Below are 22,918 nucleotides of genomic sequence, written 5' to 3'. Positions count from 1 at the left end.
CACGTCCGCACCGGCCTTGCTCCGGTTCACGCCCGTGTCCCTCACCCCTTGACCAGTCCGTGTGCGCTGCCCGCGCTGCCGCCGAGGGCCAGGTAGACGTCCTCCAGACTCGGCGTGGCGAGGGTGAAGTCGTCGAGCGCCACGAAGGCGGCGCCCCCGGTCACCGTGGCCACCACCGCGCGCGCCTCCTCGGGGGCGAGCCGGAGCGTCCAGCGGCGCCCGGACTCCACGGCGCGCGGGCGCAGGGCGGCGACCTCGGGCACGTCCAGCGGGGCGCTGTCCCGCCACACCAGTTCGACGCGCACCTCGCCCGCGACCCGCTCCTTCAGTCCGGCGGGGGTGTCGCAGGCGATGACCCGTCCCTGGTCGAGGACGGCGACGCGGTCGAGCACGGTCTCCGCCTCGATGACGTTGTGGGTGACCAGCAGGACGGTGGTCCCGGACTGTGCCCGCCGCCGGTCGACGGCGGCCCACACGGCCCGCCGGGCCACCGGGTCCATACCGCTGGTCGGCTCGTCGAGCACCAGCAGGGGCCGCTCCCCGACGAGCGCGGTGGCGAAGCAGGCGAGCCGCCGCTGCCCGCCGGACAGCTTCTTCAGCGGCCGTGCGGCGAGCCCGGTCAGACCCAGCTCCTCCAGCACGGCGTCCCGCTCGGCCCGCGCCCGTCGTACCTCCAGGCCGCGCAGCCGCCCCGTGGTCTCCGCGGCGAGGGCCACGGTGAGCTCGTCCAGGGCGGTCGACTCCTGCCCGAGATAGGCGAGGATCCGCGCGGCCCGCTCAGGATGGCGCACGATGTCGTGGCCCAGGATCTCGACGGTGCCGTCGTCGGGCCGCATCAGCCCGGTGAGCTGCCGTACGAGCGTGGTCTTGCCCGCCCCGTTGGGTCCGAGCAGTCCGAAGATCTCACCGCGCCGGATCTCCAGCGCCACCGCGTCGTTGGCCCGCACCTCGGGAGTCCCCGGCGTCCCGCGGCGTCCCCGGGCCGCCGGATACGTCTTGGTGAGCCCCCGCACGGCACACACGACATCCCCACCATGCCGGACCGCCTGTGCCGTACGCGTACTCACGAGGAACGAGCCTAAGGGGTCCGGAGGGCCGTCCCCTCTCCGGGGCACCGCAGCGTGCTCCGTCAGGGGCGCGGGGAACCGCGCGACCAGCCGGAATCAGCCCGCGGTCGCCCGAAAACAGCCGGCGCCGGCCCGAGAGGCGCCCTCACCGCTCCCCGGCCGGCGCATGCTCGACCCCCGTCCGCGCGTCGATCTCCCGCCAGAACCCGGCCCTGATCGCGTACCGGTCGTGCTCGTCGATCTGATCGTCCTTGTGCGCCAGCAGTCCGAACCGTGCCGCGTACCGCAGCAGTTCCCCGTCGACCCGGTGCGGCACCCGCGGATACATCCCCGACAGCTTCTGCAGATGCGTCTGGTCGGTCAGCCGGGCCATCCACCGCCGGGCGAACACCTGTCCGACCTCGAAGGGGTCGCCGCCGACCGTGGTGATGTCCTCCTCCCGGTCGGCCCACCGCTGCTCCGCACTGGTCAGCTGGGCCAGTGTCGGCATCGCCGCCGCCTCGGGCGGCTCCGCCGCGCCGCCGGGCCGGTCCACCCAGCCCTTGTCGGAGGACCACCGCAGGGTGGCCGTCGCCGGGTGCTGGGAGGTGTGTGCCCCCGGTGCCCGCATCGCCGCGAGGTCCTTCGGTGTCGGTACGCCCTTGTGCGGGGCCGCCCGCTCCTCGGCCCCGTTGCGCGCGGCGCCCGCCGCCGAGGCGTGCTCGGCCTCCCCCGGCGCCCGCTCGGCGGCGGCCGCGAGGGCCGACTCGGGCAGCGGCGCCGACAGGATCGCGGCGATCTCCGGCCTCGGCACCGGCTGCGGCGCGCAGACCCCGCCGACATCCTTGGCCCGCACGGCCTTGGTGATCCACATCCGGTCGAGCACACGCCGTTCGTCGGCCTCGGCCACCAGGTCCTCGGACTGGTTGTAGTCACCGTCGGCGGCCTGCACGGCCCACAGGTGGACGGCGACGCCGTGCTCCTTGGCGGCCATCATGCCCGGCAGCAGATCTCCGTCACCGGTCACGAGGACCACGTCGGAGCAGGCGCGGTTGCGGGCCAGTTCGGTCAGTTCGGCGTGCATGGCGGCGTCCACGCCCTTCTGGGCCCACCGCCCGTCGCTCCGGGTCAGCGCGCCGAGCCGCACGGTCACCCGGGGCATCACGCGCAGCCTGCGGTGCTCGGGCTGCGGGACGCGGTCGGGGGCGCCGTCGAACCAGTAGATGCGCAGCAACGGCCGCTCGGTGTCGGCCTCGGCGCGCTCGCGCAGCCCCTGGATGAGGGCGGCGTGATCGACGGTGATGCGGGAGCGGGAGGGTTCCCCGGCGAGGAGGCTGGCGGCCGCGCCGAGCAGATACCCGGCGTCCACCAGGACGATGCAGCGGTCCACGCGATCCACCCTCTTTCCGGGAGGTTTGCTTCGGGCTTCCTTCGAGTCTGCCCGACCGCGCGGAGGTTAACGGCCGGAACTCGATCTTCGGCGTGGCGTCTTCACCGCACGGCCTCCCGTGACACGGCACACGGTCGACAACTCTCGTCACGGACGGTGATGTTCCGAAATGCGCGCCTTGTCATGCTATGTGAATCTGGTCGCGGCCCTGGCCCCTAGACCCCCTTCAGGAGGCAGATCACCATGGCCAAGAACAAGAAGCAGGACCGTAAGCAGCCGCAGTCCGAGCGTGGTCAGCAGGAGTCCCAGCAGTCCTCGCTGGAGTCGCAGACCGAGACCCGCATGACGCAGGTGACACCCGGCGACATGGCCCGCAAGGGCCGGCAGAAGCGTTTCGGTCACAACTGACATCGGCGGGACGGGCTGTTGCAGCCCGGACACACCGAGGGGCGCGTCCGGAACACCGGATGCGCCCCTCGCGCGTTCACGCCACCCCGGCCCGCCGGGCTCCGCTCAGCCGGCCAGGCAGGACGGGCCGAGCAGCACCTTCAGATCGCCGAACAGGGCCGGGTCCGGCTTCACCCGGTGCCGGTCCAGGCGCAGCACGGTCGTCTTCGTGGGGCCCTGGAGCCTGATCCGGACCTCGCTGTCGCCCTTGTGGTGGGTGAGGATCTCGCCGAGCCGGCTGACCATGGGCGGAGTGACACGGGTGGCCGGGATGGTGAGGATCACCGGCGCGTTGGTGCCCGCGTTCGACAGGTCGGGGACCTGCATCTCCATGGCGACCAGCCGCGGCACCTCCTCACGCTTGTCGAGGCGGCCCTTGACGAACACGACCGCGTCCTCGACGAGTTGGGTCGACACGAGCTGGTACGACGCCGGGAAGAACATGCACTCGATGGAACCGGCGAGGTCCTCCACGGTGGCGATGGCCCAGGCGTTGCCCTGCTTGGTCATCTTGCGCTGGAGGCCGGAGATGATGCCGCCGATGGTGACGACCGCGCCGTCCGCGTGCTCGCCGCCGGTGAGCTGGGCGATGCCCGCGTCGGCCTTGTCGGAGAGCACGTGCTCCAGTCCGAAGAGGGGGTGGTCGGAGACGTAGAGACCGAGCATCTCCCGCTCCTGGGCGAGGAGATAGGTCTTCTCCCACTCGTCGGTGGTGAACTCGACGTCGAGTCCGAAGCCCGGCTCGCTGCTCTCCTCCTCACCCATGCCGCCGAAGAGGTCGAACTGCCCCTCGGCCTCCTTGCGCTTGACCGCGACCACGTTGTCGATCATCGAGTCGAAGTGCGCGGTGAGGCCCTTGCGGGTGTGCCCCATCGTGTCGAACGCGCCCGCCTTGATCAGCGACTCCGTGGTGCGCTTGTTGCAGGCGACGGCCTCGACCTTGTCGAGGTAGTCGGGGAAGGAGGCGTACTTCCCCTTGGCCTTGCGGCTGCGGATGATCGACTCGACCACGTTCGTGCCGACGTTGCGCACGGCTTCGAGGCCGAACAGGATGACGTCGTCGCCCTGGGCGGCGAAGTTGTGCTCGGACTCGTTGACGTTCGGCGGGAGCACCTTGATGCGCATGCGCCGGCACTCGTTGAGGTAGACCGCCGACTTGTCCTTGTCGTCCTTGACCGAGGTGAGCAGCGCGGCCATGTACTCGGCCGGGTAGTTGGCCTTGAGGTACGCGGTCCAGTAGGAGACCAGGCCGTACGCGGCGGAGTGGGCCTTGTTGAAGGCGTAGCCGGCGAAGGGGACCAGGACGTCCCACAGGGCCTGGATGGCCTCGTCGCTGTAGCCGTTCTTCTTGGCGCCGGCCTGGAAGATGGTGAAGTTCTTCGCCAGCTCCTCGGGCTTCTTCTTGCCCATCACCCGGCGGAGGATGTCTGCCTCGCCGAGCGAGTACCCGGCGATGATCTGGGCGGCCTTCTGCACCTGCTCCTGGTAGACGATCAGGCCGTAGGTGACCGCGAGGACCTCTTCGAGCGGCTCCTCCAGCTCCTTGTGGATCGGCGTGATCTCCTGGCGCTTGTTCTTGCGCTCCGCGTAGTTGATGTGCGAGTTCATGCCCATCGGGCCCGGCCGGTAGAGGGCCGAGACGGCGGAGATGTCCTCGAAGTTGTCGGGCTGCATCTGGCGGAGCAGGGAGCGCATCGGGCCGCCGTCGAACTGGAAGACGCCGAGGGTGTCGCCGCGGCAGAGCAGTTCGAAGGTCTTGGGATCGTCCAGCGGGAGGGCGAGCATCTCCAGGTCGATGCCCTTGTTGGCCTTCACCATCTTGATGGCGTCGTCCATGATCGTGAGGTTGCGCAGGCCCAGGAAGTCCATCTTCAGCAGGCCGAGCGACTCGCACTGCGGGTAGTCCCACTGGGTGATCGTGACGCCGTCGGTGTGCCGCACCCAGATCGGGGCGTGGTCGACGATGGGCTCGCTGGACATGATCACGCCGGCCGCGTGCACGCCCATCTGCCGGACCAGGCCCTCGACGCCCTTGGCGGTGTCGATGACCTTCTTCACGTCCGGTTCGTTCTCGTACATCGACCGGATCTCGCCCGCCTCGCTGTAGCGCGGGTGGGAGGGGTCGGTGATGCCGTTGAGGTCGATGCCCTTGCCGAGGACGTCGGCGGGCATCGCCTTGGTGAGCCGGTCGCCCATCGCGTACGGGTAGCCCAGCACGCGCGCGGAGTCCTTGATGGCGTTCTTCGCCTTGATCTTGCCGTAGGTGCCGATCATGGCGACCTTGTCGGCGCCGTACTTCTCGGTCACGTACCGGATCACCTCGACGCGCCGGCGCTCGTCGAAGTCGATGTCGACATCGGGCATGGAGATGCGCTCGGGGTTGAGGAACCGCTCGAAGATCAGTCCGTGCGGGATCGGGTCGAGGTCGGTGATGCCCATGGCGTACGCGACGATCGAGCCTGCCGCGGAGCCTCGGCCGGGGCCGACCGCGATGCCCTGGCTCTTGGCCCACATGATGAAGTCGGCGACCACGAGGAAGTATCCCGGGAAGCCCATCGAGATGATGGTGTCCATCTCGTACTCGACCTGCTTCATGCGGTCGTCCGGGATGCCGTCCGGGAAGCGGCGGTGCATGCCGCGCATGGTCTCCTCGCGGAACCACGTGACCTCGGTGAAACCCTCGGGGATGTCGAACTTCGGCATGAGGTTCTTGGCCTCGAACATGCCGGAGGTGTCGATCTGCTCGGCCACCAGCAGGGTGTTGGCGCAGCCCTCCTGCCAGGCGTCCGAGGAGTCGACGGCGTACATCTCGTCGGTGGACTTGAGGTAGTAGCCGGTGCCGTCGAACTTGAAGCGGTCCGGGTCGGAGAGGTTCTTGCCGGTCTGGATGCACAGCAGCGCGTCGTGCGCGGCCGCCTCGTGCGCGTACGTGTAGTGCGAGTCGTTCGTGACCAGCGGCGGGATGCCGAGCTTCTTGCCGACGCGCAGCAGGTCCTCGCGGACCCGGTGCTCGATGTCGATGCCGTGGTCCATCAGTTCCAGGAAGTAGCGGTCCTTGCCGAAGATGTCCTGGTACTCGGAGGCCGCCTTCACCGCCTCGTCGAACTGGCCGAGGCGCAGCCGGGTCTGCAGTTCGCCGGAGGGGCAGCCGGTGGAGGCGATCAGCCCCTCGGACCACTGGGAGATGGTCTCCTTGTCCATCCGGGGCCACTTCTGCAGCCAGCCCTCGGCGTACGCGTCCGAGGAGAGCTTGAAGAGGTTGTGCAGGCCCGTCCTGTTCGCCGCCCAGATCGTCTTGTGCGTGTAACCACCCGAACCGGACACGTCGTCCCGCTTCTGGTGCGGCTGGCCCCACTGGATCTTGCGCTTGTTGCGCCGGGACTCGGGGGCGACGTACGCCTCGATGCCGATGATCGGGGTGACGCCGGCCTTCTTGGCGGTGTGGAAGAAGTCGTAGGCCCCGTGGAGGTTGCCGTGGTCGGACATGGCGATGTGGGTCATGCCCATCTCGTTGCACGCGTTGAACATGTCCTTGAGCCGCGCGGCACCGTCCAGCAGCGAGTACTGGGTGTGGACGTGCAGGTGCGTGAACGGCGGCTTTGACACGGCTTCGGCCTCCAAGGGACACAACAGGGGAAACAGGCGTGAACGACTTCCCCACGGGCTGCGGACAGTCTGGGGGACAGCGTCGAAGTCTATGCCTCGGGACTGACACCGCGAGGGGTCTCCCCCGTACCTTTCGACAGTGGAGTCGCGGGCACTCGCGCGCGCCTTCGCACGTTGAGAAGTCGACCCACCCGTGATCACCAGGAGGCACCCAGCGATGTCGGTCCCCCAGCTCGACGACGAGCGACGCGGCGAGGAGATCCTCGCCGTCTTCGACACCGCCTTCGGCCAGCTCCTGGCCGCCGACCCGGCCGCGTTCCGCGTGAAGTTCCGGAAGATGGCGGCCTCGGCCTTCGCGTTCTACCGGGGCACGGCGTGCCTGTTCTACAAGGACCTGGACGACGAGAAGGGCTCCGGTCCTTACCTGGACGAGCGCACCTCGCGCGTGTGGATCCACGGCGACCTGCACGCGGAGAACTTCGGCACGTACATGGACTCCACGGGCCGCCTGATCTTCAACGTGAACGACTTCGACGAGGCGTACGTCGCCCCCTTCACCTGGGACCTGAAGCGGTTCGCCGCCTCCGTGGCGCTCATCGGGTACGCGAAGGCGCTCGGCGACGAGCAGATCACGGAGCTGGTGGAGACCTACGCGGCCGCCTACCGCGAGCGGATCCACGCCGTGGCGGCCGGCGCCAAGCGGGACGAGGTGCCTCCGTTCACGCTGGACACGGCCCAGGGTCCGCTGCTGGACGCGCTGCGCGACGCCCGCTCGCTGACCCGTTTCGGCCTCCTGGACTCGATGACGGAGATCCGTGACTTCGAGCGCCGGTTCGCGCCGGGGGGCGGCTCCATCGAGCTGGACGCGGCCACGCGCTACAAGGTGCTGGCCGCCTTCGACGGCTATCTGGAGACGCTCCCGGAGTCCTCGCTGACCCGCCCGGACTCGTACCGGGTGAAGGACGTCGTCGGCCGCCGGGGCATCGGCATCGGCTCGGCGGGCCTGCCGTCGTACAACATCCTGCTGGAGGGGCAGAGCGACGCCCTGGAGAACGATGTGGTGATCTACATCAAGCAGGCCCAGACCCCGGCCGTCTCCCGGCACATCACCGACCAGCGGATCCGCGACTACTTCCAGCACGAGGGCCACCGCACGGTCATCTCCCAGCGGGCCCTCCAGGCGCACGCGGACCCATGGCTGGGCTGGACCGAGCTGGACGGCGCCGGGCAGCTGGTCGCGGAGGTGTCGCCGTACGCGGTGGACCTGGACTGGAGCGACATCGACGACCTGGAGGAGATCGCGGCGGTCGTCGCCGACCTCGGCCGGGCCACGGCCACGATGCACGCGGCGGCGGACGACCTGACCGGGCAGTCCTTGGTGCCGTTCTCCACGGAGCGGGCCATCGACGCGGCGATCGCGGCCGACGAGGAGGGCTTCGCCCCGCTCCTGGTGGACTTCGCGCACGCGTACGGGGCACGCGCGCGCAAGGACCACCAGATCTTCGTCGACCTCTTCCGCAACGGCCGGATCCCCGGCCTGCGCAACCACTGAAGCCCCCGGGAGGGACTTCGGCGGAGACGAGACCTCGCGCACTCACAGGGACCTTTTAGCGGTCCCTTACGTGCCCGCGTGGGAGACTCTCCAACGGCATGGACATATCCGGGACCCCCTTCAGAGCCGTACGCGCGGCGCTGTTCACGGCTGTCGTCGTGACGCTCGGCACCGCGTCGCACGTCCTGCTGTCCGGGGTCCCGCTCCCGCTCACCACCGTCGCCGCCATCACCGCCGCGGTCTTCCTCGTCGCCTTCGCCCTGGCCGGCCGTGAGCGCGGCTTCGGGCGGATCGCCGGCGTGCTGATCCCGCTGGAGCTGGCCGCCGACACGGTCTTCACCACCGGTCAGCACGCCTGTTACGGCGAGGCGGGCGGCCCGGTCACGGGTCCGCTGCGCCAGGTCGGGCTGGACGTGCTGTGCGGCGGTGGCAGCGTCGGCGCGCCGCTGGCGCGGGTCGCCGGCGGCTCCGAGCGGGCGGCCGCGCTGCTCGCGGGCGCGGGTCCGGGGGCCGCCTGGCTGCTGCTCGCCGCGCACATCGGCGTCGGACTGCTGGCCGCCGCCTGGCTGCGGCGCGGTGAGCGGGCACTGGCCCGGCTGCTGGGCGCGGCGGTCGCCACCGGTTTCCGCCCGCTAATGATCGCGTTCGCCTCGGTCCTGGTGCGGCCCCCGCGGGCGCAGCACCGGCCGACGCGCACCGCGCACCGTACGGCCAGTGCCCGCACCCTTCTCCACACGCACTCCCTGGGGCGGCGTGGACCGCCGTGCTCGGTCACCTTCGCGTGACCACCTCCTGAGCACGAGCAGGTCCCCCTCACACCCATCCGCGCACCACGTGTGCGCGGTCTCCCAGGGAGTTCATCCACATGAGCAAGCGGAACAGCAGCGCGGCGAAGTCGGCGGCCCGTGAGCGGCTGCGTCTGGAGCGCGAGCGTCAGGCCAAGCGCGCCAAGGTCAGGCGGCAGGCGATCGTCGCCTCCTCGATCGTCGCGGTCCTCGCGATAGCCGGCGGCATCGGTTACGCCGTCGTCCAGAACAACCAGCCCACCCAGTGGGAGGAGGCCGCCAAGGCCACGGTGGTCGCCCCGGCGAACACCTCGGGCAAGAACGGCACCACCGTGCTGATCGGCGACTCCACGTCCAAGAACGTGGTCCACCTGTACGAGGACCCGCGCTGCCCGGCCTGCGCCGCCTTCGAGCAGACCGTCGGCGAGACGGTGAACAAGGGCATGGAGGACGGCGACTACAAGCTCTCCTTCACGCTGGGCACCTTCCTGGACGGCAACCTCACCGGCGAGGGCTCGAAGAACTCGCTGAGCGCCCTCGGCGCCGCCCTGAACGTCAGCCCCGAGGCGTTCCTCGACTACAAGGCCGCGTTGTACTCGGTGAAGTACCACCCGGAGGAGACCACCGACGAGTTCGCCAAGGACAGCTATCTGATCAAGGTGGCGAACACGGTCGACGCGCTGAAGAACAACAAGAAGTTCCAGGACGCCGTGAAGAAGGGCACCTACGACGCCTGGGCGATGAGGATGAGCAAGTCCTTCGACGACGCCGACGGGGTCAAGTCCACCCCCACCATCAAGATCAACGACAAGGTGATCACCAACCCGTCGACGGTCGCGGACTGGGAGAAGGCGCTCAAGGACGCGGGCGTCACCAAGTAGCGGGCCGTAGGCGGCGGCAGGCGGCCGCCTCAGCGCACGCGTGAACGGGCGGGCGCCCGGGAGGACGACTCCGGGGCGCCCGCCCGACGACGGCTACGGCAGCTACGGCGCGATGTACGGCTTCACCCGCTTGCGGTAGTCCTCGGGACGGACCTCGTTGTAGTACTTGTCGGCGTCCTCGTCGTCCGAGGTGAAGATGTAGACCGGGCACTCGTCGGACTCGGCCTTGCCCTTGTACCCGAACTGCTCCTTGCCCGTACGGGCCTCGACGACCCGCACCCGGTACGAGGTGTTGTACGTCCTGATCTTCAGCGGCTTGCCGTCGGCCTCCATGTCGCAGACCTTGCCGGTCGCGGTGGCCTTGGTGCGCTCGACACAGACGACCAGCTCCGCCTCCTCCGGCTTGTCCTCGTAGCCGAGGAACCAGCCCTTGGGGAAGTCGCCGTCGGCGGGCACGCTGCTCGTCCAGCCGTCGCCGGTGCTGTTCATGAGCTGTGCCGGGTGCACGGTCCTCTTGCCACGGTCGTAGGCCGGCAGCCCCTTGAAGCCGAGGTTGTCGGCGCAGACCCGCTCCAGGTCCTGGGTCGTCACCGGGACCTCCGGCTCGTCCGCGGCGGCCCCGCCCGACGACGATCCGCCGCCGCTCCCGGCCCCGGTGGTCGAGGCGGGTGACGAACACCCGCACAGGACCGCGCCCAGCACTCCCGCGGCGACCCAGATCCGGGCACGCTGCATGACGACCTCCCTGCCGAAAGAAAAAGAGGCAGGCAGGGCATGTCCCCCCGGGGCATGCCCTGTCCCCCCTGCCCTGCCGAACACGAGCCTGCCGGACGCCGGGCCCCCGGATATCGGGGAAGATCCCCCATGTAGTTGTGCGACCCCTGTGGAAGTGGGGGCTACCCTGTACGCGCCTCGAAGACGCTTTCGAGGGATGCCCGGCGGGGGGTGCGTACGCGGGCGTACGAGGGTTGCCACGACCATCCCGACAGGGCGCAGGGGGCCTGCAGTTGTCGTCGTTCTCTTCCGTGCCGTCGCCGTTCTCCTCGACGCGGTCCTCGCCGTTCACGTCGGTCTCGTCCACGTCGAACGCCTCCTTCGCGTCCTTCTCGTCGCTGTCGTCGCCCGCGCTGGTCGGCAGGCGGGCCGAGAGTGATCTTCTGGCGGCCGCCGCCCGGGCGGCCCGGGATGGGCGGGGCTCGTCGGTCTTCGTGCTGGGCGAGCCCGGTATCGGCAAGTCCCGGCTCGTCGAGGACGCCGCGTCGGCCGCCGCGGGCACCGGCGCACGGGTCCTGCGCGGGCGCGCCGCGTCCGCCGGGCGCGCGGTGCCCCTGCGCCCGCTGGCGGAGGCGGTGTTCTCGGGCTTACGGGGCGAGGGGGCGCCCTCGGACGGGGACCTCGGCCTCTACGAACCGTTGCTGTCCCGGCTGTGCGGGCCGGCACCGCAGGACGGCGCACCCCTGGTCGGGTACGCCGAGGCGGTGCTCCGGCTCCTGCACGTCCTCGGCCGGGACGGTGGCTGCGTCCTGGTGCTGGAGGATCTGCACGACGCGGACGCCGACACGCTCGCCGTCGTCGACTATCTGACGGACAACCTCACCGGTCAGCGGACGGTCCTGCTGGCCACCCTGCGCGGCGAGTCCGGCCCGGCGCTCGACCTCGCCGAGGCCGCCGCGTCCCGTCGTACGGCGCGCACGGTCCGCCTCGCCCGCCTCGGGCCGGCCGGCACCGCCGAGCTGGCCGCCCGCTGCCTGGGCCACGACACCGCCGAGGACGTCCCGGCGGCGGTGCTGGAGCGGCTGCACACCGTTTCCGAGGGCGTCCCCTTCGTGGTGGAGGAGCTGCTGCGGGCCATGGTCGACGGCGGCGGTCTCGTCCAGGACGAGGGTTCCCGCTGGACGGTGGCGGGCTCGCTGGACGCCAGGGTGCCCGACACCGTCGCCGCCGCCGTCCTGCAGCGCGTGGACCAGCTGCCCCCGGCCGGCATCGCCCTGCTGGAGGCGGCGGCGGTCCTCGGCAGACGTTTCCCCGTCGACATCGCCGCCCGCGCCGCGGGCCTGGACCACGCCACCGCCCTCACCCAGCTCCGCCACGCGGCCCGTGCCCATCTCGTCTCCGGCGCCACCACCGCCTCGGACCCCGGCTGGCACACCTTCCGCCACGCCCTCACCGCCGACGCCATCACCCAGAGCCTCCTCCCACCGGAACGCGCGGCCCTGTGCCTGGCGGCCGCGGACGCGATCGAGGCGGCGAAGGGGGTGGGGCGAGAAGAGACCGCGGACGAGGGATCCGCCGACGTGGGCACGAGGGCTGCGGAAGTGGCCCCTGCGGGGGCGGATCACACCGGGCCGCACCACGACACGGCGCGTCCCGCCGTGACGCGCCGCGACGGGGCGGCGCGCCGCGACGGCGCGACCGCCGGCGGGGACGGTCCGACACTCCCGAACACACCCGGCGTGACACACCCCGACACGCCCGCCGCCCCCGGTCCGTCCCCCGATCCGGGCCGGCCGCACCCACCCCTCGGCGCGGACGCCGGCGACGACCTGTACCGGCTCGCCGCGGAGCTGTGCGTGGCCGCGGGGCGGCCGGCGCGGGCGGCCGTGCTGCTCGTCCGGGCCGGGCGGCAGGCCGTCGCGCGGGGTGCGTTGCTGACCGCCGTCGAACTCCTCGACCGGGGCCTGGAGCTGACCGCCGGCACGCCGGACGCGCCGCCCGAGGCCGTGGCCCGGCTGCTGGAGCAACTGCTCAGCACGCTGGTCCTCACCGGTGACGTACGGCGCGTGCCCGAGCTCGGGGACCGGCTGGACCGCGTCCTGACGGTGTGGGGCGCGCCGGCCACACGCCGGGCGGCGGGGTTTCTCGCCCGCGCGCGGGCCGCCGCGACCGCCCAGCAGTGGGAGGAGGGCCTGGCCGCCGTACGGCAGGCGCGGGACCTGCTCGGCGACATGCCCGACCCGGCGGCCCGCGCCGCCCTGGACGCGGTCGCCGCCCACCTCGTGCTCAACTCGCAGCGCCCGGACCGGCTGGAGAGCGCCCGCGCACTCGCCGAGGGTGCCGTCGCGACCGCCGAGGAGGTCGGGCTGCCGGAGGTGGCGTGCAAGGCGCTGAACATGCTCGGCTACTGCCTGCGGCCGCGGGACCTCGGCGAGGCGGAGGAGGCGTTCGCCCGGCTGGTGGCCACCGCCGAGGCCCATGCGCTGCCGGTCTGGCGGATCCGCGGTCTGCTGGAACTGGGCGTGCTCGACCGTGTCCGGTTCACCGGCACGGACCGGCTGCTCGCCGCGCGGAGAGCCGCCGAGGACACCGGCGCGGTGCTCATGACGGCCTGGGCCGACATGCATCTGACCCTCGCCCACATCCTGCGCGACGAACACGACCGGGCGACGGAGTCCGCGCGCCGGCTGCAGGCGACGGCCCGCAGACTGCGGCTGAGGGAGGTGGAACTGATCGGTGTCGGCGTCGACGGCATCATCGCCGCCTCGCTCGGGGAGCGGGAGAAGCTCGACACCACGCTGCGCACCCTGGAGCGCGCCCTCGCCGGGCGGAGCGCCGGGGCGCTCTGGGGCTACGCCGACACCTCCGTGTGGGGCTGGGCGCAGGGCATCTGCTCGCTGCTGCGCGAGGAACCCGACCGTGCGCTGGCCGAGTTCACGGAGGCGGACGGCGTCATGCGCGCGCTGCCCAGTACCGGCGGCGTCACCGGCTTCCTCGGCCCGTACCTCCTGTTGCGCACCCTGCGCGGCGCGATCGGCTGGGGTGAACTGGACGGCCCCGGCACGGAACGGCTCGCCCAGGTCCAGTGGGACCGCCCCTTCGCCGGCTGGTCCCGGGCCGTCCTGCTGGGCCGCGAGGGCCGCGCCGCCGAGGCCGCCAAGACGGCCGAGGAGGCGCTGACCGGAACGGCCACGGTCCCCCTGGCCGCGCACCTCTGTCTGCGCCTGGGCGCCGAGGCCGCGCTCGCCGACGGCTGGGGCCGGCCCGTCGAATGGCTGCGCGCCGCCGAGCAGTTCTTCCACGAGCGGGGCACCACGCGTGTGTCCGCCGCGTGCCGGGCCCTGCTGCGCGAGTCCGGCTCGCCCGTGCCCCGCCGCCGTCAGGGCCACGACGCCGTCCCGGGGGAACTCCGGCGTGCGGGCGTGACCGCGCGGGAGTACGAGGTCCTGCGCCTGCTGGGCGCCCGGCTCGGCAACCAGGAGATCGCCGAGCACCTGTTCCTCTCCCCCCGCACCGTGGAGAAGCACCTCGCCAGCCTCCGGGACCGCACCGGCCGCCCCGACCGCGCCGCCCTGATCGCCCTGGCCAGGAAGTACGCCGACGAGAGGTGACGACGGGCCGCGACGGAGCGGCTGACGACCCCTCAGCCGGTCAGCGCTCCCAGCCTCCCCGCCTTCCCACCTCACCGCCTCACCGCCTCCCCGGTCGGTCACCGCTCGCCCCTCCTCACCCGACGCGCGGCGAACGATCGTCCGAACTTCGCACGGAATTCGGGCTTCTGCCTTACCCCCGGCCCTACTGATCAGTAATCTCATCGGCCGTGACCAGTCGCAGATCTCACTCCAGCCCCGACTCCCCTGCCCAGCCCGTGGGTTCGGCCGCCCCGAGCCGCCGTACGGTCGTCAAGGCGGCCGCCGCCGGGGCCGTTCTCGCCGCGCCGCTCGCCGCCGCCCTACCGGCGCACGCGGCGGAGTCCCCCGCCTTCCTGCACGGCGTCGCCTCCGGTGACCCGCTGCCCGACGGTGTCCTGCTGTGGACCCGCGTGACGCCCACCGCCGCCGCGACACCCGGCTCCGGTCTCGGCCCGGACGTCGAGGTCGGCTGGACCGTCGCCCTGGACAAGGCGTTCACGAACATCGTCGCGAAGGGTTCGACGACCGCGACCGCCGCCTCCGACCACACCGTCAAGGCCGACGTACGCGGCCTCGCGCCCGCCACGGACTACTGGTTCCGCTTCTCGGCCGACGGCACCGACTCGCCCGCCGCCCGCACCCGCACCGCCCCGGCCACCGAGGCCGCCACCGCCAACCTGCGCTTCGGCGTGGTCTCCTGCGCCAACTGGGAGGGCGGCCACTTCGCCGCCTACCGCCATCTGGCCGCGCGCGGCGACCTGGACGCCTGGCTGCACCTCGGTGACTACATCTACGAGTACGGCACCGGCGAGTACGCCACGCGCGGCAAGGTCGTACGGCCGCACGCGCCGGCCCACGAGATCGTCTCCCTCGCCGACTACCGGATCCGGCACGGCCGTTACAAGACCGACCCGGACCTTCAGGCCCTGCACGCGGTCGCGCCGGTCGTCGCCATCTGGGACGACCACGAGATCGCCAACGACGCATGGTCGGGCGGTGCCGAGAACCACACCGAGGGCACGGAGGGCGCCTGGGCGGCCCGGCAGTCGGCGGCCAAGCAGGCGTACTTCGAGTGGATGCCGGTGCGCCCGGCGGTCGCGGGCACCACCTACCGCCGCCTGCGCTTCGGCAAGCTCGTCGATCTCTCGCTGCTGGACCTGCGGTCCTATCGCTCGCAGCAGGTGGGCGTCGGCGACGGCGAGGTCGACGATCCCGACCGCACGCTGACCGGCCGGGCCCAGCTCGACTGGCTGAAGGCCGGGCTGACGTCGTCCGACACGACGTGGCGGCTGGTCGGCAACTCGGTGATGATCGCGCCGTTCGCCCTCGGCAATCTCACGGCGGACCTCTTCGAGCCCCTCGCGGAGCTGCTCGGTCTGCCGAAGGAGGGCCTCGCCCTCAACCCCGACCAGTGGGACGGCTACACCGACGACCGCCGCGAACTCCTCGCCCACCTGCGGCAGAACGCGATCCGCAACACGGTCTTCCTCACCGGCGACATCCACATGGCCTGGGCCAACGACGTGCCCGTCAACGCCGGGACGTACCCGCTGTCGGCCTCCGCGGCCACCGAGTTCGTCGTCACCTCGGTCACCTCCGACAACCTCGACGACCTCGTGAAGGTCCCCGAGGGCACCGTGTCCGCGCTGGCCTCCCCGCTGATCCGCGCCGCCAACCGGCATGTGCACTGGGTCGACACCGACCGGCACGGCTACGGCGTCCTGGACATCACCGCCGCACGGGCGCAGATGGACTTCTACGTCCTCTCCGACCGTACGAAGGCCGACGCGACGTCGTCCTGGGCGCGCTCGTACCGGACGCGGAGCGGGACGCAGAAGGTGGAGCGGACGTACGACCCCGTGTAGAGCGCGGGAACCCGGGGCCGCGGCCCTAGAGGGTTTCGAGGAAGCCGAGCGCCACCCGCCAGGTGGCCTCGGCCGCCTCCTCGTCGTAGTCCGGCAGCTCGGGGTCGGTGTAGAGGTGGCCGGCCCCGGCGTATCTGTAGACCTCGACGTCGGCGCCGGCCCTGCGCATCTGGAGGTACCAGGCGCTCAGCCAGTCGTCCGGCTCGAAGGGGTCGGGCTCGGCGACGTGCAGCTGGACGGGCAGGTCGTCCACGGTCGCGGTGGCGGCGATGTCCGAGGTGCCGTGCAGAAGCAGCAGCCCCCGCGCGTTCTTGTCGCCCAGGGCCAGGGTCTGGGCGGTCGCGGCGCCCAGCGAGAACCCGGCGTAGACGAGCCCTCGCTCCGAGTAGGGCGCGGCGGCCAGGACCGCCCGCTTGAGAAGCTCCTCCCTGCCCAGCTCCTCGTTGAAGGCCATGCCGTCCTCGACCGTGTCGAACGTCCGCCCGGCGAAGAGGTCGGGGGTCCACACCTGGTGTCCGGCGGCGCGCAGCCGGTCCGCGGCCCCGCGCACCGCGGGCCGCAATCCGTAGGTCGAGTGGAAGAGCACGATGTTCATGAGGCCATCGTGCCAGCCGGGTCGGACAACCGGTCCGCCGACCGGTCCCGACGCCCGTACCCCGAAGGCGTCGGAAGTCACATGTTCATCACCCCGCGAGGCCGGTTACGTTCGAAGGCATGGAGAATCTACTCCGCCCATTGATCGTCATCGGTGGCTCGGTCGTCCTCACGCTGCTCATCGGCTGGACGACCGACCTGCTGCTGCGCAAAGCGGACCAGCGGCACCACGAGACACCTCTGTGGGGCCTGCTGCGCCGCGGTCGCATCCCCTACCAGCTGGTCCTGTGCGCGGCGTTCCTCAGAGCGTCGTACGACGAGGCGCAGCTGCTGGAGCAGCACCGGACCACCATCGGCCGCAGCCTGACGCTGGTGCTGATCGGCGCCGCGGCCTGGCTGGTGATCCGGATCGCGGCGGCCATCGTGGAGACGACGTACAGCCGCTACGCCCGCGCCCACCGCGATGCCGCCCGGGTGCGCCGGGTGCGGACGCAGGTGACGCTGATCATGCGGGTGGTCTCGGCGATCGTCGGGGTGGTGGCCGCGGCCTCGATGCTGCTGACCTTCCCGGCGATGCGCGCGGCCGGCGCCTCGCTGCTTGCCTCGGCCGGGCTGCTCGGCATCGTCGCCGGTATCGCCGCGCAGTCCACCCTGAGCAACCTCTTCGCCGGGCTGCAGATCGCCTTCGGCGACATGGTCCGCCTCGGTGACGTGGTCGTGGTGGAGGGCGAGTGGGGGACGGTCGACGAGATCACCCTCACCTTCCTGACGGTCCGCACCTGGGACGAGCGCCGCATCACGATGCCGGTCTCGTACTTCACCTCGAAGCCCTTCGAGAACTGGTCCCGCGGCGGTGCCCAGATGACCGGCACGGTCTTCCTCCACGTCGACCACGCCGCACCGCTGCCCGCGATGCGCGACCGGCTCCGGGACATCCTGCGTTCCTGCCCGGCCTGGGACGGCCGCTACTACGACCTGACGGTCACCGACTCGACCCCCTCCACCATGGAGGTGCGCGCCCTGATGACCGCCAAGGACCCGGACGACCTGTGGACCGTCCGCGTCGCCGTCCGCGAGCAGCTGATCCACTGGCTCACCGAGACCCACCCCTACGCCCTCCCCCGCGTCAACACCGCCGACGCGGTCCTGCCCCCGGGCCACCCCGACGCTCACGCCGACGGCCGTGTCCCCCGCCTGCCCCGCAGCCGCGTCCACGAGCCGCCGAGGCCGACGGGCAGGGGGTAGCCGGCAGGGGATGGAACGTCATGGCCGCGGGCTCGGAGGACCGACACCGAGCCCGCGGCCGCGCGCCCGTCGACCCGCGGACGAACGGCGAGGGCGGCGGGCCCGCGGGCGGTGCGCGGGTGGGAGACCTGGCGGCGAGCGCCCTCAGCCACCCCCACCCGGCACCTCACCGCAGACTGCGCACATCCAGATGCCGGAGCACCCGATCCACCACCTCGGGGTTCGCCCCCGGCTCACTCCGCGCGGCCAGCACCTCGTGCCGGGCCGCGCTCAGCATCTCCCCCTGGATCCGGCGCATCCGCCGTAGCCGCCGCACGCGCTGCTCGTGCCCCTCCCGCCGCTCGTCCTCCCCCACCTCCGGACTGATCCGCACCCCGATCTCGAAGGCCCGCCGCAGCAACCGCTCGGACATCTCCTCCGGCAGCTCCTCCGTCTCCTCGATCTCCTTCAGCCGCCGCTTCGCCGCCTTCGCCGCCCGCACGGCCAGCGCCTTCTCGAACTCCTTCTCGGCGCCCTCGTCCGCCCGCACCCCCAACCGCCGCACCAGCGCGGGCAGGGTGAGCCCCTGCAGCACCAGCGTCGCCATGATCACCCCGAACGCGATGAACACGATCTCGTCCCGGTCGGGGAACGGCGCCCCGCTCTCGGTCTCCAGCGGAATCGCGAGCGCGAGCGCCACGGACGCCACCCCCCGCATCCCCGACCACCACATCACCACGGTCTCGCGCCACGACACGGGGATCTCCTCGTCGTAGTCCCGCTTCGCGTGCAACCGGCGCGCCAGCCAGGTGGCCGGCAGCAGCCAGGCCAGCCGGACGAGCACGACGACGGCCACGACGGCGGCCGCCCAGCCGAGCATCTCCTGCCACCGCCCGGACGCCGTACGGATCGCGTTGTGCAGCTCCAGCCCGATCAGCCCGAAGGCGACGCCGGTGACGAGCGTGTCCACGACGTCCCAGACGGTGTGCCCGGCGAGCCGGGTCAGGACGTCGTCCGCCCCGAGCGCGTACTCCGCGAGGAACAGCGCGGTCGTGAGCACCGCGAGCACCCCCGACCCGTGCAGCTCCTCGGCCGTCACGTACGAGGCGTACGGCACGAGCAGCGTCAGCCCGATCTGCAGCGTCGCGTCCTCGAGGAAGTCCATCAGCTTGTTGGCGGCCCAGCCGAGCCCGATCCCCACGGCGACGGCGACGACCCCCGACAGCACGAGCTGGAGCGCGGCGTGGGGCCAGGAGAAGGATCCGCTGACGGCCGCGGCGATGGCCACGTGGTAGAGCACGATGGCCGTGACGTCGTTGAAGAGCCCCTCGCCCTCCAGGATGGACACCAGCCGGCGCGGCAGCCCGAGCTGCCCCGCCACGGCCGTCGCCGCGACCGGGTCGGGCGGTGCGACGAGCGCGCCGAGCGCGAGGGCCGCCGCGATCGGCAGACCCGGCACGATCGCGTGCGCCACGGCGGCCACCGCGGCGGTGGTCACGAACACCAGCGCCACGGCCAGCAGCAGGATCGGCCGCAGGTTCGCCGTGAACTGCCGCCAGGAGGTCCGCCGCACCGCCGCGTACAGCAACGGCGGCAACAGCAGCGGCAGGATGAGCTCCGGCGGGATCTGCACATTGGGCACGAACCCGGGTACGGCGAGCGCGATGCCCAGCAGTGTCATCAGCACCGGCGCGGGCAGCTTCAGCCGCTCCCCCACCGGCACACTGACCACGGCTCCGACCAGGAGGACGAAGAACAGGGCCAACTGATCCATGGGGGCGCTCCGCTGGTGCTAGACGATCAAGACGCCGGATCTTCAGGGTGCCCCACCCGCACCGTCGAACGCCGAATCGACCGTCGCATCGCCCGGTGCGGTATCCCGGCGTCCAGGAACTCCGCCCCGTACGCCGCGTATCCCAGCCGTTCGTAGAACCCGAGCGCGTGAGTCTGCGCCCCCAGGTCGACCGCGGTCAGCCCGCGCTCGCGCGCCGCGTCCTCGACGGCCCGCACCAGCGCGACCCCGACACCCAGCCCCCGGGCCTCCGCCACGACCGCGAGCCGCCCGAGGGACCCCACTCCCGCAGCCCCACCGGTCTTCCCGGCGGCGGCCTCCCCGTACAGCAGCCGCCCGGCCCCGAGGGGCGTCCCGTCTTCCCGGACGGCGAGCACGTGCACGGCCCCGGCGTCGTACGCGTCGTACTCCAGGTCCTCCGGCACCCCCTGCTCGACGACGAAGACCTCCTTGCGCACCGCGAAGCAGGCCGCCCGGTCGCCGGGACCGTCGGCGACACGGACCTCGAAGGACACGGGCACCGGCTCGGGACTCACGCGTACGTCTCCTCCCGCACCGTGTCGAGGGCCTGCTGCAGGTCCGCGGGGTAGTCGCTCTCGAACTCGACCCAGCTGCCGTCCCCGGGGTGCTCGAAGCCGAGCCGCACGGCGTGCAGCCACTGGCGGGTGATGCCGAGGCGCTTGGCGAGCGTGGGGTCGGCGCCGTACGTCAGGTCGCCGACGCACGGGTGCCGGTGGGCGGACATGTGGACGCGGATCTGGTGGGTGCGGCCGGTCTCCAGCTTGATGTCGAGCAGCGAGGCGGCCCGGAACGCCTCGACCAGGTCGTAGTGCGTGACCGACGGCTTGCCCTCGGCGGTGACGGCCCATTTGTAGTCGTGGTTCGGGTGCCGTCCGATGGGCGCGTCGATGGTGCCGCTCGTCGGGTCGGGGTGCCCCTGGACCAGCGCGTGGTAGCGCTTGTCGACGGTCCGCTCCTTGAACTGGCGCTTCAGGGAGGTGTACGCCCGCTCGGACTTGGCGACCGTCATCAGTCCCGAGGTGCCCACGTCGAGCCGGTGCACGATGCCCTGGCGCTCGGCGGCGCCCGACGTCGAGATCCGGTAGCCGGCGGCGGCGAGCCCGCCGATGACGGTCGGCCCGGACCAGCCGGGGCTGGGGTGCGCGGCCACGCCGACCGGCTTGACGATCACCAGCACGTCGTCGTCGTCGTGCACGATCTCCATGCCCTCGACCGGTTCGGCGACGATCTGCACCGGCGCGGGCGCCTGGGGCATCTCGACCTCCAGCCAGGCCCCGCCGTGCACCCGCTCCGACTTGCCGACCACCGACCCGTCGACCGTGACCTTCCCCGCGGCGGCGAGCTCGGCCGCCTTGGTACGGGAGAAGCCGAACATGCGGGAGATGGCGGCGTCGACACGCTCGCCCTCCAGGCCGTCGGGCACGGGCAGGGTACGGATCTCGGGAATCGTGCTCACCCGTCGAGTATGCCGGACGGGTGAGAGCCGCCCGACCGTGCCTGTGGACAACCTCCCCGGCGCGGCACGGGCGTCCTCAGCCCTTGTGCACGGTCCCGTCCGGGTCGAGCCCCCGGAACGACAGCAGCACGATCAGGATGCCGCCGCACACGATGGCCGAGTCCGCGAGGTTGAACACCGCGAACCCCTTCGGCGCGATGAAGTCGACGACCGCTCCCTCGAAGACACCCGGCGCCCGGAAGATCCGGTCGGTGAGGTTGCCCAGCGCGCCGCCGAGCAGCAGGCCGAGCGCGATCGCCCAGGGCAGGCTGTAGAGCTTGCGGGCGAGCCGGGCGATCACCACGATCACGATCGTCGCGATCACCGTGAAGATGATCGTGAACGCCTCGCCGAAACCGAAGGCCGCACCCGCGTTGCGGATCGCCTCGAACTTCAGCCACTCCCCGATGATCTCGATCGGCTCGTGGTGCTCCAGCTTGGCGACCACGATCATCTTGCTGACCAGGTCGAGCGCGTACGCCAGCGCGGCGACCCCGAACAGCACGGCGATGCGGCGCTTGCCGCGCGGCCGGGCGGCCGCGTCGGCCCGCTCCGCCGCCGCGGCACCGCTCCCGTCGTCGGACTGCTCCGGGTCGGCCCCCGCCCGGTCCGGGATGTCCGGCGTACCGATGATGCGCTCCGCCTCTGCCACGTGAGTCCCTCAACCTAGGTTCCTGACTGAGGACAAAGGTACGACACGACCCTCACGGACCAGGGGCTCAGGCCGTCATCGCTACCGGCGTTCCTGCTTCTGCTTGCACTCCACGCAGAGCGTGGCCCGGGGGAACGCCTGCATCCGCGCCTTTCCGATCGGATTGCCGCAGTTCTCGCAGAGGCCGTACGTACCGGAGGCGAGCCGGTCCAGGGCGCGCTCGGTCTGGTCGAGCATCTCGCGCGCGTTGTGGGCGAGCGACAGCTCGTGCTCGCGCGTGATGTTCTTGGCCCCGGTGTCGGCCTGGTCGTCGCCGGCGCCGTCCCCCGAGTCCCGCATCAGGCCCGTGAGCGACCGCTCGGAGGCCTCCAGCTCGGCCCTCAGCCGCACGGCCTCGGACTGCAGCTCCGTGCGGGCCTCGGCGACCTCGTCCGGGCTCCAGGGGTCCTCACCGGGCCGTACCGCCAGCTCGCCGGGCTCCACCGCCGCGGGCCGCGCCTTGGGGACGGCGGAGGGCTTCCTCTTCGCCGCCGTAGCCGTACCAGGAGTGTTCTTCGCAACCACTGTCGTGGCTCCCGTCGTCTCGGCGGCCTCGGCCGCGTCCGCCTTCTTTTCCGTGCTCTTCTTCGCAGAGGGGCTCTTGGCCGCGCTCTTCGCCGTGCTCTTCCTGCCCGCGCTCTTCCCGGCCGCCGCCGTCTCGCCGGACTCCACCGTCTTCCCGGTCGTGGCCTTCCTCACGGCTTTCGTGACGGCCTTCTTCACGGCCGTCTTCCCGGCCGCCGTCTTCTTCGCCACCGCCTTCTTCGCCACCGTCTTCCTGCCGGCCGCCTTCACCGCCGCGGCCTTCGTGCCCTCGCCTCCGCCGCCGGAGGCCACCGTGGATCTGCCGGACGCCGGCTGCTGTACGGCGGTCTTCTTCGCCACCATGGCCGCGGCCCCTTCACATATGGTGATCTTGCACGCGAATCGTGCTGGGACGATAAATCGACCTGAGTCCCTCGGCAACGGGGCAGACCACCCGATTCTCCCACCTCACGGCCGTCGCGCGACGAGCCTGCAAGCGTTGTGCCCAGCTCCCCGCCGGGTATTCCGCCCCGGCGGACGTCCCAGGATCCGGACGCGCGGCCCGCTCCATTCGGGTCACCCCGCAGGTCACCGCGGCCCCGGCCGCGCAACCGGCCGAGAGCCCCACCGCGCCCCTGCCGCGGCCCCGGAAATCCGG

At 71.8% G+C, this 22,918-nt stretch carries 17 protein-coding genes; 7 read left to right on the top strand and 10 right to left on the bottom strand.

Features of this window, described 5'->3' with window-relative positions:
* Window positions 1-41 precede the first annotated feature (41 nt).
* The gene (locus tag ACZ6BB_RS17170) at window positions 42-1,067 is read right to left on the bottom strand and encodes an ABC transporter ATP-binding protein (protein ID WP_471615986.1); all 1,026 of its coding nucleotides are present in this window, start codon (window positions 1,065-1,067) and stop codon (window positions 42-44) included.
* Window positions 1,068-1,212: 145 nt separating this feature from the next.
* Window positions 1,213-2,436 carry an NYN domain-containing protein gene (locus tag ACZ6BB_RS17165; protein WP_471615985.1) on the bottom strand — a complete coding sequence of 408 codons (1,224 nt, stop codon included), beginning with the start codon at window positions 2,434-2,436 and terminating at the stop codon, window positions 1,213-1,215.
* A 243-nt stretch (window positions 2,437-2,679) separates the two neighbouring features.
* Here ACZ6BB_RS17165 and ACZ6BB_RS17160 point away from each other — a divergent pair, with 243 nt between their 5' ends.
* Window positions 2,680-2,844, top strand: coding sequence for a hypothetical protein (locus ACZ6BB_RS17160; RefSeq protein WP_471615984.1), 165 nt, complete (start codon window positions 2,680-2,682; stop codon window positions 2,842-2,844).
* Between the two features lie 105 nt (window positions 2,845-2,949).
* On the opposite strand, the gene dnaE is transcribed toward ACZ6BB_RS17160, so the two are convergent.
* A complete protein-coding gene (gene dnaE, locus ACZ6BB_RS17155; protein ID WP_471615983.1) occupies window positions 2,950-6,489 on the bottom strand; it encodes a DNA polymerase III subunit alpha in 3,540 nt (1,179 codons plus the stop codon).
* A gap of 217 nt (window positions 6,490-6,706) precedes the next feature.
* Here dnaE and ACZ6BB_RS17150 point away from each other — a divergent pair, with 217 nt between their 5' ends.
* The 3 genes from ACZ6BB_RS17150 (at window position 6,707) to ACZ6BB_RS17140 (ending at window position 9,707) form a co-directional block, all read left to right on the top strand.
* The gene (locus tag ACZ6BB_RS17150) at window positions 6,707-8,041 is read left to right on the top strand and encodes a DUF2252 domain-containing protein (RefSeq protein WP_471615982.1); all 1,335 of its coding nucleotides are present in this window, start codon (window positions 6,707-6,709) and stop codon (window positions 8,039-8,041) included.
* 98 nt (window positions 8,042-8,139) lie between these two features.
* Window positions 8,140-8,826, top strand: coding sequence for a hypothetical protein (locus tag ACZ6BB_RS17145; protein ID WP_471615981.1), 687 nt, complete (start codon window positions 8,140-8,142; stop codon window positions 8,824-8,826).
* An 80-nt stretch (window positions 8,827-8,906) separates the two neighbouring features.
* A complete protein-coding gene (locus ACZ6BB_RS17140; protein ID WP_471615980.1) occupies window positions 8,907-9,707 on the top strand; it encodes a DsbA family protein in 801 nt (266 codons plus the stop codon).
* Between the two features lie 102 nt (window positions 9,708-9,809).
* Here ACZ6BB_RS17140 and ACZ6BB_RS17135 read toward each other — a convergent pair whose 3' ends face one another.
* Complete coding sequence (locus tag ACZ6BB_RS17135) at window positions 9,810-10,442, bottom strand: hypothetical protein (protein ID WP_471615979.1); 633 nt, start codon at window positions 10,440-10,442, stop codon at window positions 9,810-9,812.
* A gap of 272 nt (window positions 10,443-10,714) precedes the next feature.
* Between ACZ6BB_RS17135 and ACZ6BB_RS17130 the strand changes: the two genes are divergently transcribed.
* A complete protein-coding gene (locus tag ACZ6BB_RS17130) occupies window positions 10,715-14,032 on the top strand; it encodes a helix-turn-helix transcriptional regulator (RefSeq protein WP_471615978.1) in 3,318 nt (1,105 codons plus the stop codon).
* A 209-nt stretch (window positions 14,033-14,241) separates the two neighbouring features.
* Window positions 14,242-15,918: an alkaline phosphatase D family protein gene (locus ACZ6BB_RS17125; protein ID WP_471615977.1), complete on the top strand. Its 1,677-nt coding sequence runs from the start codon at window positions 14,242-14,244 to the stop codon at window positions 15,916-15,918.
* 25 nt (window positions 15,919-15,943) lie between these two features.
* Here the strand turns inward: ACZ6BB_RS17125 and ACZ6BB_RS17120 are convergent, their stop codons facing one another.
* Entirely contained in the window at window positions 15,944-16,594 is a 651-nt protein-coding gene (locus ACZ6BB_RS17120; RefSeq protein ID WP_471615976.1) for a dienelactone hydrolase family protein, read from the bottom strand.
* Window positions 16,595-16,632: 38 nt separating this feature from the next.
* On the opposite strand from ACZ6BB_RS17120, the gene ACZ6BB_RS17115 reads away from it, so the two are divergent.
* On the top strand, window positions 16,633-17,757 hold the full coding sequence (locus ACZ6BB_RS17115; protein ID WP_471615975.1) for a mechanosensitive ion channel family protein: 1,125 nt from the start codon (window positions 16,633-16,635) through the stop codon (window positions 17,755-17,757).
* Between the two features lie 166 nt (window positions 17,758-17,923).
* Here the strand turns inward: ACZ6BB_RS17115 and ACZ6BB_RS17110 are convergent, their stop codons facing one another.
* The 5 genes from ACZ6BB_RS17110 to ACZ6BB_RS17090 form a co-directional block, all read right to left on the bottom strand.
* Complete coding sequence (locus tag ACZ6BB_RS17110; RefSeq protein ID WP_471615974.1) at window positions 17,924-19,510, bottom strand: Na+/H+ antiporter; 1,587 nt, start codon at window positions 19,508-19,510, stop codon at window positions 17,924-17,926.
* A 26-nt stretch (window positions 19,511-19,536) separates the two neighbouring features.
* Window positions 19,537-20,064, bottom strand: a complete 528-nt coding sequence (locus ACZ6BB_RS17105; RefSeq protein WP_471615973.1) for a GNAT family N-acetyltransferase — start codon at window positions 20,062-20,064, stop codon at window positions 19,537-19,539.
* Window positions 20,061-21,005 (bottom strand): RluA family pseudouridine synthase, encoded by a 945-nt coding sequence (locus ACZ6BB_RS17100; RefSeq protein WP_471615972.1) that lies wholly within the window; start codon window positions 21,003-21,005, stop codon window positions 20,061-20,063. Before ACZ6BB_RS17100 ends, ACZ6BB_RS17105 begins: the two co-directional genes overlap by 4 nt.
* A 76-nt stretch (window positions 21,006-21,081) precedes the next feature.
* Window positions 21,082-21,696: a signal peptidase II gene (gene lspA / locus ACZ6BB_RS17095; protein ID WP_471615971.1), complete on the bottom strand. Its 615-nt coding sequence runs from the start codon at window positions 21,694-21,696 to the stop codon at window positions 21,082-21,084.
* A gap of 81 nt (window positions 21,697-21,777) precedes the next feature.
* Window positions 21,778-22,623, bottom strand: a complete 846-nt coding sequence (locus tag ACZ6BB_RS17090) for a TraR/DksA family transcriptional regulator (RefSeq protein ID WP_471615970.1) — start codon at window positions 22,621-22,623, stop codon at window positions 21,778-21,780.
* Window positions 22,624-22,918: the final 295 nt, after the last annotated feature.

It is taken from the genome of Streptomyces sp. NPDC041108, from assembly GCF_055592645.1.
This window is presented reverse-complemented; position numbering and strand designations above follow the sequence as displayed.

Excerpts from the sequence above, each read along its gene's own strand:
- ACZ6BB_RS17160 (WP_471615984.1), top strand. The coding sequence starts at position 2,680 with ATGGCCAAGAACAAGAAGCAGGACCGTAAGCAGCCGCAGTCCGAGCGT.
- ACZ6BB_RS17150 (WP_471615982.1), top strand. The coding sequence starts at position 6,707 with ATGTCGGTCCCCCAGCTCGACGACGAGCGACGCGGCGAGGAGATCCTC.
- ACZ6BB_RS17145 (WP_471615981.1), top strand. The coding sequence starts at position 8,140 with ATGGACATATCCGGGACCCCCTTCAGAGCCGTACGCGCGGCGCTGTTC.
- ACZ6BB_RS17140 (WP_471615980.1), top strand. The coding sequence starts at position 8,907 with ATGAGCAAGCGGAACAGCAGCGCGGCGAAGTCGGCGGCCCGTGAGCGG.
- ACZ6BB_RS17135 (WP_471615979.1), bottom strand. The coding sequence starts at position 10,442 with ATGCAGCGTGCCCGGATCTGGGTCGCCGCGGGAGTGCTGGGCGCGGTC.
- ACZ6BB_RS17115 (WP_471615975.1), top strand. The coding sequence starts at position 16,633 with ATGGAGAATCTACTCCGCCCATTGATCGTCATCGGTGGCTCGGTCGTC.
- ACZ6BB_RS17110 (WP_471615974.1), bottom strand. The coding sequence starts at position 19,510 with ATGGATCAGTTGGCCCTGTTCTTCGTCCTCCTGGTCGGAGCCGTGGTC.
- ACZ6BB_RS17090 (WP_471615970.1), bottom strand. The coding sequence starts at position 22,623 with ATGGTGGCGAAGAAGACCGCCGTACAGCAGCCGGCGTCCGGCAGATCC.